This window comes from Pseudomonas putida (assembly GCF_028682635.1).
Taxonomy (GTDB): Bacteria; Pseudomonadota; Gammaproteobacteria; order Pseudomonadales; family Pseudomonadaceae; genus Aquipseudomonas; species Aquipseudomonas putida_AE.
The window spans coordinates 123819-137453 of record NZ_JANHLK010000017.1 but is presented as its reverse complement, the minus strand read 5'-3'; the positions used below and the strand labels follow the sequence as shown (position 1 = coordinate 137453).

At 60.8% G+C, this 13635-nt stretch carries 14 protein-coding genes; 7 read left to right on the top strand and 7 right to left on the bottom strand.

What is annotated here, in order from left to right:
• Nucleotides 1–490: 490 nt before the first annotated feature.
• Together NPS56_RS20825 and NPS56_RS20820 are read right to left on the bottom strand one after the other, a co-directional pair.
• Nucleotides 491–1645, bottom strand: a complete 1155-nt coding sequence (locus NPS56_RS20825; RefSeq protein WP_274076356.1) for an NnrS family protein — start codon at nucleotides 1643–1645, stop codon at nucleotides 491–493.
• Nucleotides 1645–1893 (bottom strand): transmembrane sensor/regulator PpyR, encoded by a 249-nt coding sequence (locus NPS56_RS20820; RefSeq protein WP_274076355.1) that lies wholly within the window; start codon nucleotides 1891–1893, stop codon nucleotides 1645–1647. Before NPS56_RS20820 ends, NPS56_RS20825 begins: the two co-directional genes overlap by 1 nt.
• A gap of 265 nt (nucleotides 1894–2158) precedes the next feature.
• Between NPS56_RS20820 and NPS56_RS20815 the strand changes: the two genes are divergently transcribed.
• Together NPS56_RS20815 and NPS56_RS20810 are read left to right on the top strand one after the other, a co-directional pair.
• On the top strand, nucleotides 2159–2662 hold the full coding sequence (locus NPS56_RS20815; protein ID WP_274076354.1) for a VOC family protein: 504 nt from the start codon (nucleotides 2159–2161) through the stop codon (nucleotides 2660–2662).
• 33 nt (nucleotides 2663–2695) lie between these two features.
• On the top strand, nucleotides 2696–3529 hold the full coding sequence (locus NPS56_RS20810) for an AraC family transcriptional regulator (protein ID WP_274076353.1): 834 nt from the start codon (nucleotides 2696–2698) through the stop codon (nucleotides 3527–3529).
• On the opposite strand, the gene NPS56_RS20805 is transcribed toward NPS56_RS20810, so the two are convergent.
• The gene (locus NPS56_RS20805; RefSeq protein ID WP_274076352.1) at nucleotides 3530–4117 is read right to left on the bottom strand and encodes a LysE family translocator; all 588 of its coding nucleotides are present in this window, start codon (nucleotides 4115–4117) and stop codon (nucleotides 3530–3532) included. It abuts the gene before it with no gap.
• A gap of 81 nt (nucleotides 4118–4198) precedes the next feature.
• Nucleotides 4199–5530 (bottom strand): PLP-dependent aminotransferase family protein, encoded by a 1332-nt coding sequence (locus NPS56_RS20800; RefSeq protein ID WP_274076351.1) that lies wholly within the window; start codon nucleotides 5528–5530, stop codon nucleotides 4199–4201.
• A gap of 87 nt (nucleotides 5531–5617) precedes the next feature.
• On the opposite strand from NPS56_RS20800, the gene NPS56_RS20795 reads away from it, so the two are divergent.
• Nucleotides 5618–6514: a DMT family transporter gene (locus tag NPS56_RS20795; protein WP_274076350.1), complete on the top strand. Its 897-nt coding sequence runs from the start codon at nucleotides 5618–5620 to the stop codon at nucleotides 6512–6514.
• A 67-nt stretch (nucleotides 6515–6581) separates the two neighbouring features.
• Here NPS56_RS20795 and NPS56_RS20790 read toward each other — a convergent pair whose 3' ends face one another.
• Nucleotides 6582–7487: a leucine-rich repeat domain-containing protein gene (locus NPS56_RS20790; RefSeq protein ID WP_274076349.1), complete on the bottom strand. Its 906-nt coding sequence runs from the start codon at nucleotides 7485–7487 to the stop codon at nucleotides 6582–6584.
• Between the two features lie 226 nt (nucleotides 7488–7713).
• On the opposite strand from NPS56_RS20790, the gene NPS56_RS20785 reads away from it, so the two are divergent.
• From NPS56_RS20785 to NPS56_RS20770, 4 genes are all read left to right on the top strand, one after another.
• Nucleotides 7714–8334, top strand: coding sequence for a LysE family translocator (locus NPS56_RS20785; protein WP_274076348.1), 621 nt, complete (start codon nucleotides 7714–7716; stop codon nucleotides 8332–8334).
• Nucleotides 8335–8363: 29 nt separating this feature from the next.
• Entirely contained in the window at nucleotides 8364–9311 is a 948-nt protein-coding gene (locus NPS56_RS20780; RefSeq protein WP_425313641.1) for a Dyp-type peroxidase, read from the top strand.
• 176 nt (nucleotides 9312–9487) lie between these two features.
• A complete protein-coding gene (locus NPS56_RS20775) occupies nucleotides 9488–10570 on the top strand; it encodes a bifunctional transcriptional activator/DNA repair enzyme AdaA (protein ID WP_274076346.1) in 1083 nt (360 codons plus the stop codon).
• Between the two features lie 39 nt (nucleotides 10571–10609).
• A complete protein-coding gene (locus NPS56_RS20770) occupies nucleotides 10610–11227 on the top strand; it encodes a DNA-3-methyladenine glycosylase family protein (RefSeq protein WP_274076345.1) in 618 nt (205 codons plus the stop codon).
• A 108-nt stretch (nucleotides 11228–11335) separates the two neighbouring features.
• Here NPS56_RS20770 and NPS56_RS20765 read toward each other — a convergent pair whose 3' ends face one another.
• Together NPS56_RS20765 and aguA are read right to left on the bottom strand one after the other, a co-directional pair.
• Nucleotides 11336–12433, bottom strand: coding sequence for an extracellular solute-binding protein (locus NPS56_RS20765; RefSeq protein WP_274076344.1), 1098 nt, complete (start codon nucleotides 12431–12433; stop codon nucleotides 11336–11338).
• A gap of 3 nt (nucleotides 12434–12436) precedes the next feature.
• Complete coding sequence (gene aguA / locus NPS56_RS20760) at nucleotides 12437–13546, bottom strand: agmatine deiminase (RefSeq protein WP_274076343.1); 1110 nt, start codon at nucleotides 13544–13546, stop codon at nucleotides 12437–12439.
• Nucleotides 13547–13635 lie beyond the last annotated feature (89 nt).

Below are 13635 nucleotides of genomic sequence, written 5' to 3'. Positions count from 1 at the left end.
GCCTGACAGCCGACCTATTATTTGTTGACCGAGTACATATCCATTCCTGCGGTAACGGCCACTTATGGTTTCGCCCTTACGGCGAGTCACTTGGAAAAGCCCCAAGTAACCAAGGGCTCTTGCCCCTGACGTTCGGTGCCTCGCTAAGGCTCGGCATGCCCTCGCTCCGGTCCTGCTCCGTGGGCCCGCCGCGATGGGCCATCCTTGGCCCAGCGCGGCTAAACCGGCATCCATGCCGGTTTACCCACTGCGCAGAACCTCCACTCGGCCTCTCGACGGGGCAAGAAGATCAAGATCAAAAGCAGAGCAAAAGCCAGAGCAAAGCCAGAGCAAAAGCCAGAGCAAAAGCCAGAGCAAAAGCCAGAGCAAAAGCCAGAGCAAAAGCCAGAGCAAGGCGAGCTAACGCTCGACCTCGTTGTTGGGTAGTACGTGTTCCTCTGTAGGAGCCGGCTTGCTGCGGGCGGCGTTCCGACAATGGGGCCGCGGGCTCCTACACCTTGGGCCTTAGCAAAATTGAGGTGTAGCCCACCAGAAACAACCCAAACGCAACACACCAAAACAACGCCGAAACCCCCAACCCCAACCCGGATAACGGCACCAGCAACACCCGCACCACCCCTGCGATCAACACCAGGGCAAACCCCGCAACGATGGCTTTCGACGGCCGCAGCGCCCGCCCGGTGTGCCCCAGGCTGACCCGGGCGATCATCGCCAGAATCAACCCGCCAATGCCACCCACCGCCAGCGCATGGGTGGCCAGGCTCTGTTGCGGCATCAGGCCGGCGTGCCACAGCGCCATGGCAAACACCGCCACCACCAGCCAGGCATACGACAGATACAGCGACCACAGCAGGGGCACGCGCCAGATACCGCGGTCATGCCAGCGCCACAGGCGCAGCAGATGCAGACTGCCGATCAAAACAAACAACCCCGCCAGCCAGAATCCGGGCAGGTCATTCAAACCGAGGGCATATGTCAGCGCGGCCAGCAACCCGCTCACCAGCAGTACCCTGGTGGGTAATGGATTGGCCGCAGGCGGTGCTGGACGATTCAAGCCGCGCTGAATGAAGAAAGGGATCACCCGCCCGCCAATCACGCTCATCAGCGCGCCGACCAGCCACAAGGCCGCCAATACGCCCCGCCGCTGCAAACCCGTATCATCGGCCCAGAGCCCCCACAACGTCATGGCCTGGCAGCCGGCCAGCAAAGTGATCATCAGCAATATCGGATAGTTATCGCGCTTGCCCGCGGCCACCAGGTCGCGCCCCAACACCCAGGCCAGCAATGGCAAAAAGGGCAGTTGCACAAGGAGCAACCCTGCGGGAGCAATCGGCAGCAACCAGGCCATTCGTGCAACCAGCCAGACCAGCAGCAGCCCGATCAACGGCCAGCCCTTGAGTCCCGGGCGACCGGTCCAGTTCGGCACCGCCGTCAGCAGGAATCCGGTGATGATGGCCACGGCGAATCCGAAAGGCATCTCGTGCCGATGCCAGGCGAGCATACCGCCCAGCGGTTGCGCGCCGGGCAAGCGGCCGTATAACCACAGGGCCCAGATTGCCACTGCCAGTGCGGCGAACGCGGCACCTGCCAGAAAGAACGGGCGAAATCCAAGACTGAAGACGGGAGCAGCGGCCAGTTTGCGCATCAGGCCAGCGCCACGCGCTGAGGTTTGCTCAACCGGTGCTGGGCCAGCAGGCGCATGACGTAGCCGATTTTCAGCAGGGTCGGTCCGATGATGGTCATGGCGTGCAACGCCACCAGCGCCACGATCGACAGATGGCCGGCATACAGGTAAGCGCCGTAGATGCCTGCCAGCAACATGGCCAGGCCGACGCCAAGTACACGGCTGGAAAGGTGCAGGACGTTCTGAGCATTGCTGAAGAAATGGAACATTTTCCGTACTCCTGAAGCAGTTCAGTTGTACGTTTCATCCATCAAGTCTCGTGCCAGATATTTAGCCCTTACAAATCAGGTATCTGAGGTCGTAGGTGTCATAACGACTCGCGCTGAAAATAGTCTTAATGACACAAGGCTTGGTCATTAAGACTCCACTTTGTAGAAAATCCTTACACTCCCGGCGATCTACGGCTCGGCCAGACCGCCGCAGGCTAGCTACGCTGATAGTCCAGCATGCAAAAACCTGCCAAGGAGACCCGCCATGCTACACATGCAAAAACTCACACCCTGCCTGTGGTTCGATGGTCAGGCCGAAGAGGCCGCGAAGTTCTACTGTGCGATCTTCGATCACTCGAAAATCACCGCCATCACTCACTACGGCGAGGCCGGAAAGGAATTCCATGGCCGGGAAGTCGGCTCGGTCATGACGGTCAGTTTCGAACTCGACGGGCAGACGTTCACCGGGCTCAACGGTGGCCCGAACTTCATCTTCAACGAAGCGATCTCGTTCCAGGTCAACTGCCAGACCCAGGAGGAAGTCGACCACTTCTGGGGACGCCTGTCCGCCGGCGGGCCTGTCGAGGCACAGCAATGCGGCTGGCTCAAGGACAAATTCGGCGTGTCCTGGCAGATCGTCCCGGTGGCGATGATGGAGATGATCAAGGACCCCGACACGGTAAAATCCCAACGCGCCATGCTGGCGATGATGCACATGAAAAAACTCGATATCGCCGAGCTGCAACGAGCCTTCAACGGCGAGAACTAATACACTGTGGCGCTGATCTGCCCAGGATTGACCATGAAGCCCGCAACACCCAGGGACACCGACAAGGCCCCGCGCTTCTGGCGCGATGATGCCCTGCCCTTCATCGAAGCCCGCTCCATCGCCGACGGGCGTGAGGTCTGTTACACCCGGCATGCCCACGAGCACTTTTCCATCGGTGCGATCACCGCCGGGCGCAGTACCTATGTCCATGAGCAATCGAAGTCCGAGGTTTGTGCCGGCACCGTGGTGCTGATGAACCCCGGTGATGTGCATGCCTGCAATCCGATCGACGATCAGCCCTGGTCGTACCTGATGCTGTATGTCGACAGCCCATGGCTCACCGACTTGCAGCATCAGTTGGGCTTCAGCAACGATCTGGCGTTTCGCCGGTTCGCGGTCACCCATACCGCAGACCCTGGCCTCTTCATGGGTTTGCAGGCTTTGTATCAGGTGCTGGTCGACGAGCAGCAAGACGTGATGTGTAAACACAGCGCAGCGGTGGAGTTTTTCACCGAGGTGCAGCTACACCTGAACCCGACCGAACAACCGCTGCGCGAGCCCAACTTCAAGCTTGAGCGCGCCGCCGACTTCATCCGCGAGCACTGCACGCAGATGCTCAAGCTCGAAGACATCTGCCAGGCGGCGCAATTGTCGCCGTCCTACCTGATCCGCGCCTTCAAGCAGCATTACGGCATGACACCCCACGCCTTCCTGGTCAACCGCCGCATCCAGTTCGCCCGGGATCAACTGCGCAATGGCAAGCTGATCGCCGACGTGGCGCTGGAAGCAGGGTTTGCCGATCAGGCGCATTTCCAACGGGCGTTCAAGCAGCATCTGGCGGCAACGCCAGGGCAGTATCGCGGTTGATTAAGGCACCAACAGATACACCGCACTCACCGCCAACAACAACGCCATGCCCCGATTGAACAAGCGCATGCCCGCCGGATTGTTCAGGTAGCCGCGCAAAAACGTCCCGGCGTAGGCCCAGCAACCGACCGACAGGTAGCAAATCACCAGGTACACCGCCGCGAACTGCCACACCAGGCGGGCTTCGCCATCGGCGACGAACGCGCCCATGCCGGCCACGCAGGCCAGCCAGGCTTTCGGGTTGAGCCATTGCATGACCGCGCCGTACAGCATCGACGGCGCCCGGTTCGAATCCTTTGCCTGCAGTTGCCCGTCGTCGGCGGCCAGCTTGAACGCCATGTACAACAGGAACGCCACCCCGGCCCACTGGACCACCTGGGTCATTGCCGGCCACAGCAGCAACAGCTCATGCAACCCCAACCCCATCAGCACCAGCAGCAACACGAAGCCCAGCGTCGCCCCGGCCACATGGCGCTGACTGGCACGAAAGCCGAAGCGCGCCCCCGAACCCAGGGCCACGATATTCACCGGCCCCGGCGTGATGGAAGCGGCCAACGCAAACGCCGCCATGGACATGATCAAACTCATTTGCACACCTGCTCAGTCAGTTGAACCAGGCGTCAATGTAAGAAACCCTGTGCTGCGCGTATTGAAGAAAACTGCCCTGGGCTATGAGTAATAGTCGACCACCTTCTTCACCTTCACCAACGCCTGGCGCAGCGCGACCATGTCCACCGAGCCCAGCGCCAGACGTATCGCGTGGGGGACATGGGGGGTAATCGCAAAGGGTTCGGCGGGCGACACCGACACCTGCTCGCGCATCAACGCCATGGCGATCTGATCGGCCCGGGCGTCTTCGGCCAAGGGCAGCCAGATGAAATACGAAGACGGATGGCTGATGGTCCTGAACCCCGCCAGCACCTCACGGGCCAAGGCTTGCCGGGCTTGTGCGTCCACACGCTTTTGCGCCTCGAGTTTGCTGACAGTGCCGTCGTCGAGCCAGGCCGTGGCAATGGCCGTCATCACCCCGGGGGTGTTCCAGGTGGTCGCCATGATGGTGCGTTCAAATCCGGCAATCCATGGCGCCGGCGCGGCGACAAAACCGACGCGCAACCCGGTGGCGACATTCTTCGATAAACCGCTGACGTACACCGTTCTTTCCGGCGCCATTGCAGCCAGGGGTGGCGGGACGTCTTCGGCGAGGAAAGCGTAGGCCGCGTCCTCGATGATCGTCAGGTCATGCCGGCGTGCGATCGCCACCAGATGCTCGCGCTGATCGGCGTCCAGCACCCAGCCCAACGGATTGTGCAAGGTCGGCATCGAGTAGACGGCCCGCACCGGGCGAAGCCGGCACAGTTTGTCCAGGGCAGGCAAATCAGGCCCCTTGTCCGTGACGGGAATGGGCAGGACTTCAAGATGCAGGGTTTCGGCCAGCGTCTTGAAGCCCGGATAGGTCAAGGCGTCCGCGGCAATCACATCGCCGGGCTTGAGCAGGGTCATCATCGCCACCGTCAGGCCATGCTGGGCGCCACTGACGATCAGCACCTGTTCGGCCGCTACGTTCAGGCCGCGTTCGCGCAGATGACGGGCGAACGCCACCCGCTCATGCATGCGCCCCGCGTGGGGCTGGTAACGCAGCAGGGCCTCCAGGTCACCGGACAGCGCGAGTTGGCGCAGGGCATTGCGCAGCAGATCGGCCTGACCGGGCAATGACGGGTAGTTGAAGTTGAGGTCGATCATCCCTGCCGCCACCACCGACTGGGAAATGCCCTGCCCCGGCGGCAATGAGGTCTCCCGGACAAAGGTCCCGCGCCCGGTTTCGCCGCTGACCAGGCCCATGCTCTCGAGCTCGGCATAGACCCGGCTGGCCGTGACCAAGGCCAAACCGTGCTCAGCAGCCAACTGGCGGTGAGTCGGCAGACGCGTACCGGGCGGCAAACGCCCGGCGCGGATCTCGGCGGCATATGCATCCACCAGGGTTTTGTAGCGGGAACGAGGCATGTCGAGATGTATCCATGACAATTTTTTGATTGTACCGATAGTCAATCATACGATGGCTTTCGTGCAACCCGACAATGAGTGAGCTAAATGGAACGGACTTCAAACGTGCAAAACCCGGTGCTGGAAAGCAGTGCCCGCGGATGGATCAATGGCCTGATCGGCGTGGTGATTTTCAGTGGCTCGCTGCCTGCGACGCGGGTGGCGGTGCTGGAATTCGACCCGGTGTTCCTGACGGTGGCCCGCGCCACCCTTGCAGCCATCCCGGCCCTGTGCCTGCTGTTGCTGTTCAAGGAAAAACGCCCCGCGCGCAATCAGCTTGTGCCCTTGTTGATCGTGGCACTCGGCGTGGTGGTGGGGTTTCCGCTGTTGACCGCGCTGGCGCTGCAATACGTTACTTCCGCGCATTCCATCGTCTTCGTCGGCCTGCTGCCACTGGCGACCGCGGTGTTCGGTGTCCTGCGCGGTGGCGAGCGCCCACGGCCGGTGTTCTGGTGCTTCTCGGTGCTGGGCAGCCTGCTGGTGGTCGGATTCGCCGTCGCCCAGGGCCTGACGGCGTCGCCCCAGGGTGACATCCTGATGCTGCTGGCGATCCTGGCCTGCGGGCTCGGTTATGCCGAAGGCGCGAAGTTGTCCCGCACACTGGGCGGCTGGCAGGTGATTTGCTGGGCGCTGGTACTGGCACTGCCGGTCATGGCTGCATTGACCTTGTGGCGGCTGCCCGCAACCTTTGCCAGCATCAGTACACCAGCTTGGGTCAGCCTGGCCTACGTGTCCCTTTTCAGCATGCTGATCGGGTTTGTGTTCTGGTATCGCGGGCTGGCGCAGGGCGGAATTGCGGCCGTGGGGCAACTGCAACTGCTGCAGCCGTTTTTTGGCTTGGCGCTGGCGGCGACTTTGCTGCATGAGCAGGTCAGCATTGGCATGCTGGCGGTCACTGTGGCGGTGATTCTTTGTGTGGCGGGTGCGAAGAAATTCGCGAAGTAGTTTATCGGCTCGCAACAAATTTCCCCGTTTAACCCGCTTGTTTAACAGGCTGGAAAAGCGTGGGCCGTTACGCGATCACCGTGTAGCGATAACCCACACTGGTCAGCCGCCCATGAAAAGCCAGCGTCGCCTCCGAGGTGCCAAGGGTGTTGGTCGGCAAATGTACATAGCGCAGGTTTTGATCCAGATACGCACCTGGACTGCCAATGATTTCAACACCGCCCGGTTCATACAGGTAGTCACCTGGCGTCAGGGCCTGCTCAAATATTTTCTGCAGCCTGATGGGCAACGAACTGTTTTGCCTCACATTGCCCAGCTCAAAAACGCCCAAGGCTTGATTGCGGGCATTGATGCTGGTGGTCGAAGGCATGACATTCAAGACGGTCATGTCTTCAAACCCGTTGCTTTGAACCAACATGAATTTGAGGGCGATCAGCCTGGAAAGGGAATCGGGTAATTTTCCGCAGAGGTTATTGTTATTACCCACGTCAAAGCGTTCCAGTTTTGTCAAGTTGCCGATCGACTCCGGGATACCGCCTCTGAGAATGCCCCGCGGTAACTGAGAACTCAGATTCAGGCTGGTCAGGTTGTGGAGATTGCCGATCCAGTCCGGAATTGATTTGATTGAGTTATTGCCGAAATGCGCCGACGTCAACTTTGCTAACGTCCCAAACTCTTCAGGAAGGCGAGTGATCAATTGATTTTCTATCATCAGGTCCTGCAAATTGCGCAGATGTCCAATGCCTTGCAGGCTGGTGATTCTTCTCGGCTGCCCGCTCAACACCCGTAACACCGTCACTTTATCCAGCATGTCCTGCGTCACCGTGTCTTCGATCGTCACCGGCGTGTTCGTGGCTGCCGAGATATGCTCGGCCGCCACTTGTGCAAATGCAATATCGTCAAAAAGCGTCTTGATCGGCGCCGGGATTGTCACCGCGGCAAAAGTTTTTACAGTTGCAGTATTCGAAGTCATATCGGTCACTTGGCCATTGAGTAAGGACTCCTTTTTAACGCATCGCCGAAATGCTTTTAACTGTCACAACTGTCAGGTAGCTAGACCCGTTTGGAATAATCGGGAGTGCCTGGCGGCAAATAGTTACTGCCCCCCTTGATTGTACGGTGCCTGCGGTTCACGACTGTACGGGGCAAGCCGCACGGCACCTGTGGTAAAAATATCGCTCTCGCTACTGGAGCCGATAATGGACCTCGCCACCCTCTCCCTCTTTCTCCCGGCCTGCTTCGCCCTGAATATGGCGCCAGGCCCGAACAACCTGCTGTCGGTCAGCAACTCGACCCGCTATGGCTACCGCACCGCGTGCCTGGCCGGCATCGGCCGCTTGCTGGCGTTCGCCGCAATGATCGCCCTCGCCTCGGCCGGTCTGGCGGTGGTGCTGCAAACCTCGGAATTGCTGTTCTACGGGATCAAGATTCTCGGTGCGGCGTACCTGTTTTATCTCGCCTGGCAATTGTGGCGGGCCAACCCCGGCGCAGAAACCGCCGTAACCACCCCGCCGGCGGGCATGCTGGCGTTGGCCCGGCAGGAGTTTCTGGTGGCGGCCGGCAACCCCAAGGCGATCCTGATCTTCACCGCGTTCCTGCCGCAATTCGTCGATCCGACCAGCGCGATCACGCCACAATTCGCCGTGCTGGGAGCACTGTTCCTGATCCTGGAATGGATCGCCATCGGCGCCTACGCTTACATGGGCCTGCACATGCGCCGCTGGTTTGCCAAGCCGTCGGGCAAGCGGCTGTTCAATCGCTGCTGCGCGGGTTTGTTGTCGGCGGCGGCTTCAGTGTTGCTGATGGCGCGTCGGGCCTGAATCAACTACCGCTCATGGGGCGCATGCCAATGGATCAATCTACGCCGGACGCTCAGGCCATCTGCAGCCCCATCACCCGCAGCGCGATCTTCATCGTCGCCACCCTGGTTCCCGGCAGTGAAGCCGCGAGCAAAGTGCGGGGCTGGTGTGCAGACGTCGCAGCCCTCACGCGCTCTGTTGGCAAACGCGTTCCCGCCGGGAACCTGTCGTGCATCTGTGGCTTCGGCTCCACCGCTTGGGACACCTTGTTTGGCCACCCGCGCCCCGCCGCGCTGCACAGCTTCCGCGAATTCGGACCCGAGGATCGCCGCGCCATTTCCACCCCTGGCGACATCCTGCTGCACATCCGCGCTGAACATATGGACTTGTGCTTCGAACTGGCGACGCAACTGCTCTCGGCGCTTGACGGTGCGGTTGCGGTCGTCGATGAAGTCCAGGGTTTCCGCTACTTCGACATGCGCAGCATCATCGGTTTTGTCGATGGCACCGAAAACCCCGTCGGGCGCAAGGCTGTCGGCTTCACGATTGTCGGCGATGAAGACCCGTCGTTCAGCGGCGGCAGCTATGTGCTGGTGCAGAAGTACCTGCACAAGATGAATGCCTGGAACGCGTTATCCGTCGAGGCGCAGGAGGGCATTATCGGGCGCACCAAACTGTCCGATATCGAACTCGACGACTCGGTCAAACCGGACAATTCCCACAGTGCCCTGACAACCATCACCAAAGATGGGGAAGAAGTGAAGATCCTGCGCGACAACATGCCGTTTGGCCGGCCCGGCGCGGGAGAATTCGGCACCTATTTCATCGGCTATGCGCGCTCGCCCGATCCGCTGGAACAGATGCTTGAGAACATGTTTGTCGGCAAGCCTGCGGGTAATTACGACCGCTTGCTGGATTTCAGCACCGCTGTCACTGGCGGCTTGTTTTTCACGCCCTCGGCGGATCTGCTGGAAGAACTGGCGGATCGCGAGCCCTGAAACTGAAAAGGTTACCCTTGTAGGAGCTGCCGAAGGCTGCGATCTTTTGATCTTTTTTTTCAAGATCAAGATCAAAAGATCGCAGCCTTCGGCAGCTCCTACAGGTCATTGCAAAACCGGAATTCTCTGTTCATTTTCCGGTGGAGACTGTCCCTGCCCCGTTCTATGCTTCGCCCATGAACCTACAAAACACCCTACTACCGCCCCACGCCGAGATGGTCCGCGCCATGCTCGAACGAGACACCACCTACGAGGGGGTGTTCTTTACCGCGGTCAAGACCACAGGGATCTTCTGTCGCCCCGGTTGCACCGCGCGCAGCCCGAAACCGGAGAACGTCGAGTTCTTCGCTCACGCCGACGAGTGCCTGGCGGCGGGCTACCGAGCCTGCCTGCGATGCAAACCCATGGACGCCGCCGCGATTGCGCCGGACTGGGTGCAGAAGCTGCTTAAATCGGTAGAGCTTGATCCGGACATTCGCTGGACCGACGCCCAATTGCAGGCCGAAGGCATCGAACCGCTGAAACTGCGGCGCTGGTTCAAGCAGCATTTCGGCATGACTTTCCATGCCTGGCTGCGCACCCGCCGCCTGGGCATGGCATTGGGCGGCATCAAGCAGGGCGACTCGATTGACAGTGCGGCGTTTGACTCAGGCTACGAATCCTTGAGCGGCTTTCGCGATGCGTTTCAAAAGTCCTTCCACATCACCCCGGGACGCGCCGCCAACAGTGAGCCGCTGCTGTTCACCCGGTTGACGACGCCGCTGGGGCCGATGATCGCCATGGCCGAGCGCCGTGGGCTGGTGCTCCTGGAATTTCTCGACCAGCCTTCGCTGACCCGCGAAGTGCAAAGCCTGCAAAGTCGCCATGGTTATGCCGTGGCGCCGGGACACAACGGGCATTTGCAGCAAGTCGAAGAGCAACTGGCCGAGTATTTCGCCGGCGAGCGTACTGAATTCAGCGTGCCCCTGCACATGCCCGGCAGCGAGTTCTCCCGCCAGGTATGGGCCGAGCTGGCCCACATCCCCTACGGCCACACCACCACCTACGGCGCAATTGCCGCCACCCTGGGCAAACCCGGCGCCAGCCGCGCAGTCGGCCTGGCCAACGGTCACAACCGACTTTCGATCATCGTGCCCTGCCATCGGGTGATCGGCGCCGATGGCTCGCTGACCGGCTACGCTGGAGGCCAGCCGCGCAAGGCGTTCCTGCTCAGGCTGGAAAAGGCCGCGGTGCAGATCACCGAGCAATTGGCCTTCTGATCACAGGCTGCGTTCGCCCAGCCCCGCCAAGGATGCTTCATGCCTGACCCCTACCGCCTGGCCAGCCAATGGCTGGCAAATCTGGATGATGACTGGCGTCGGCACATCGACGCTGTCGGCCCGTGCCTGCATCAACCCCACGCCGCCCGCGATCCCTATGAGTCGCTGGTGCGGGCGATTGCCTACCAGCAACTGCACGCCAGGGCCGGGGATGCGATTGTCGGTCGATTGCTGGCGCTGTACCCATCGGTGGCGTTTCCGCGGCCTGAGCAGATCGTGGCGACAGATTTTGATCGACTGCGCAGTTGCGGCTTTTCCGCCAGCAAGATTGCGACCATCCAGGGCATCGCCCAGGCGGCGCTCGATGGCGTAGTACCGGATTACGCCACAGCGCTGGCCATGGACGATGAAGCGCTGATCGAGCGCCTGGTCACCCTGCGCGGCGTGGGTCGCTGGACCGTGGAAATGCTGTTGATCTACAGCCTGGAGCGGCCGGACATTTTGCCGGCCGATGACTTTGGCGTGCGCGAGGGCTATCGACGGCTCAAGGGGCTTGAGGTGCAGCCGACGCGCAAGCAGATGATAGAGATCGGGTTGGCGTGGAGTCCGTATCGGACTGTGGCTGCCTGGTATTTGTGGCGGGTGCCTAACAGGTAGACCGCGTTATCGTTCTTCGCGAGCAAGCCCGCTCCCACATTTGACCGCGTTCTTCTGATGAAACTCGGATAAATGTGGGAGCGGGCTTGCTCGCGAAGACGTCAGCAATCACAACCCTGATTTCAACCGTGTAAACGCCCGGATCAACGCCTTGTTGAACGCCTTGCCATTGTCATTCTTGCTGTACAACGAAGCCCGCACCGCCTGCGCCGGATAGGTCCCCGGATCATTGCGGATCGCCGGGTCGATCAAGGTGTCCGCCGCCGTGATCGCATTGGCGTAGTGGATGGTGTCGGTGATCGGCGCGATCACTTCAGGTGTCATCAGGTAATCCATCAAGGCCAGCCCTGCCTCGGGGTGCGGGGCGTCCTTGGGGATGACCATGGCATCGAACCAGATCAGCGTACCCTCCCTGGGTATCCGGTACTGCAACGAAAACGGTTTGCTAGCCGCTTGCGCCTGCCCCGCCGCAATGGCCACGTTGCCATTCCACGACATCGCCACGCAGGTATTGCCATTGGCCAGGTCACTGATGTTCAGGTCATTGTCGAAGTAGCGAATGTACGGGCGGATCTTCGCCAGTTGCTGCTCGGCCAGTTTCAGGTCATCGAGGCTCTGGCGGTTGATGTCCAGGCCCATGTACTTCATCACGGCAGCGAACACTTCATTGGGATCGTTGAGCAGGCTGACCCCGCAATCGGCGAATTTCGAGACCACCTCCGGATCGAACAGCATGGCCCAGCTGTCCGTTGGCGCATCGGCCAGGCGCTGTTTCACCGCCTCTTCCTGATATCCCACGCCAGTGGTGCCCCAGGCGTAGATTCCGGCATAACGGTTGCCCGGATCGAACACCGCCATGTGCTGGCGGAACTCTTCGCCGACTCCGGCGAAGTGCGGTATCTGCTGCTTGTCCAGGGTCTGGATGGCACCGCTCTGGATCGCCCGGGACAGATGCTGTCCCGCCGTCAACACCAGGTCATATCCGCTGCGACCGGTGAGCAATTTGGTCTCGACGGTTTCCAGGGAGTCGAAGTGATCGGCGACGACATGGATACCGGTTTTTTTCTCGAAGTTGGTCAGCGTGTCCGGGGCCAGGTACTCGCCCCAGATGTACAGGTTTACCACCGGTTTGGCGGAGTCGGCGGCCTGCACACACAGGGGGGCAAGCACCAGCATTAACGCTTGGGTCAGTTTGTGCAGGCGCATTTTTTAAACTCCTTTGCCGGCGTACTGCGGCATGGTGATGCAGGCGACGTTGCCGCCACCGAGAAGAATTTCCCGGGAGTTTTCGATGCCGACGATCTTGTGCCGGGGGAACAGTTCGGCCAGGGTCGCCAGCGCGACCTGATCATTGCGGTCGCCAAACAGCGGTACCACGATCGAGGTGTTACCGGCGTAGTAATTGATATAGGAGGCGCAGATTTTCGTACCCGCCTGACGGGTATGGGTGCTGTCCTGCTGATCCAGGCCCTCGGCCTCCTCCAGGGTCCACTCCAGCACGTCCGGTTGCGGCAGCCTGTGCACGATCAACTCGCGACCACGACTGTCGCGGGTACTGCGCAGGATGTCGTAGGCCTCCTGGTAGATTTCCCACTGCGGGTCGTCGCGATTGTCGGTCCATTGCAACACCACTTCACCGGGGCGCACGAAGCACGCCAGATCGTCGACGTGGCCGTCGGTTTCGTCAAACTTGCACCCCCGTGGCAGCCAGATGACCTGTTCGGCGCCGAGGTAATCGGTCAAGCGGCGAGTGACTTCGTCCTTGCCCAGGTGCTGGTTGCGATTACGGTTGAGCAGGCATTGCTCGGTGGTGAGGATGCTGCCCTGGCCGTCGCTCTGGATGCCGCCCAGTTCGGCAATCAACGGTGCGCGATAGCGATCGAAGCGTTCGATTTCGAGGATTTTGCTGGCGATCTGGTCGTCCTTGTCCCAGGGGTAGTACAAGCCGCCGTCGAGGCCGCCGTAGGCGTTGAACTCGAAGTCGACGCCGCGCACTTCGCCGCTCTGGTCATTGACCACAAAGCACGGCCCGCTGTCACGGAACCAGGTGTCGTTGCAGGTCATTTCCACCACCCGTACCTGCGGCGGCAATTGTCGGCGGGCGGTGGCGAATTGCGCGGCCGAGGCGCAGACGGTGACCGGTTCACTCTGGGCGATGGCGCTGACGATCTGCACCCAGACTTTCTGTGCCGGCTTGGCACCATTGCGCCAGACATCAGTGCGCTCCGGCCAGCCGAGCCAGCAGCCGGACTTGGCTTCGAATTCTCCGGGCAAACGGAAGCCGTCGGATTTAGGCGTGGAATCGAGCAAACGAGCCATGGGCAAACCTCATCAGTGGGCATTGGAATGACCACAGGCTAAGGTTGCCGGCCCTCTGCTCGCCAACGATGATTATTTCGGAATACTTG